Source organism: Mesorhizobium sp. M1227 (assembly GCF_040318315.1).
GTDB lineage: Bacteria > Pseudomonadota > Alphaproteobacteria > Rhizobiales > Rhizobiaceae > Mesorhizobium.
This window is the reverse complement of the sequence record NZ_JAMYLZ010000104.1, coordinates 1-1,016: the sequence shown is the minus strand read 5'-3', so window position 1 is coordinate 1,016 and position 1,016 is coordinate 1. Positions and strand designations below refer to the sequence as shown.

Annotated in this window: 1 protein-coding gene; it reads right to left on the bottom strand. The window is 55.5% G+C overall.

The features are described from left to right. Positions 1-83: 83 nt before the first annotated feature. A partial coding sequence (locus NKH28_RS34290) for a M24 family metallopeptidase (RefSeq protein ID WP_352981461.1) occupies positions 84-1,016 on the bottom strand: 933 nt, incomplete at its 5' end.

Below are 1,016 nucleotides of genomic sequence, written 5' to 3'. Positions count from 1 at the left end.
AATGGACCCTAAATCTGAGATGAGTTCATGCCGTACCAGCCCATTCAAATCTATTCTTCGCCCTGACTCGACTTGCTTAGGCATCATGCGCGATAGAGCGCGGGGGGTGTTTGGCTCAGTAGCTCCGCACCACGCTCTGTCACTAGGACATGAGCGCCAGTCCCGAATAAGTACCCGTTTTCACTGCACAATATATTTGGCATGTGCAGGGTCATGCCGGATTGCAGGATATCCTCCGCGCCCGGCTCCAAGCTCAGGTCACCGCGTTCAGTCCAATTAATGCCAGTCTGGTATCCGGTTCGTTGGCGAAAGACTCCCTTTCTCCCAAATCGCTTAAGCACCTCACGGCCAGCAGCGTCGACTGCCGCCGCGGAGGTGCCCGGCTTAACTGCGCCAACGAGGGCGTCAATGACCTCTTCGGCCAAGGTGTGCAAAGACTCAGCCTCAGGATGTCGGCCAAGCACAGCGCACCGGACCATCCCTACCGTGTACCCGTATTTTGATGCGCCGATTTCCAGAAAAGCCGGCTCGTTATTACTAATCGGATGACGAGATGGAGGAGCATGCGGCAACTTCGTCCGTTCCCCGAACAAAATGGTACCGGGAGAAAGCCCAACTCCACCGTCAGCGTTGCTGGCGTCTGCCCTGATGGCCGCCGCCATAGTCGCTGCCATCTCCAATTCGGTAACACCTTCCCGTAGCGAGCTTTGGAAGGTTCGTACTGCCAAGTCAGTCATGCGCATTGCGTCGCGCATGCACTTGAGTTCCAGCTCGCCCTTTATCGCTGCCACCGAAGAAACCAGCCGAGTCGCATCGGCGATCTTTAAGCCGGGAAGCTGCGCCTGAAGCGCATTGATATCTGCCAACGCGAGGTTCCAGCAGCCAAGCTCAAAACCAATCCTCTTGCTTTGCAAGCCATACCGACGAAGCACGTCGGCACACACTTTCCCAAAATCTTCCTGGTGGGTGTAAGTAACTATCTCATCAATACAACTATACCAACGAACCGCTTGCTC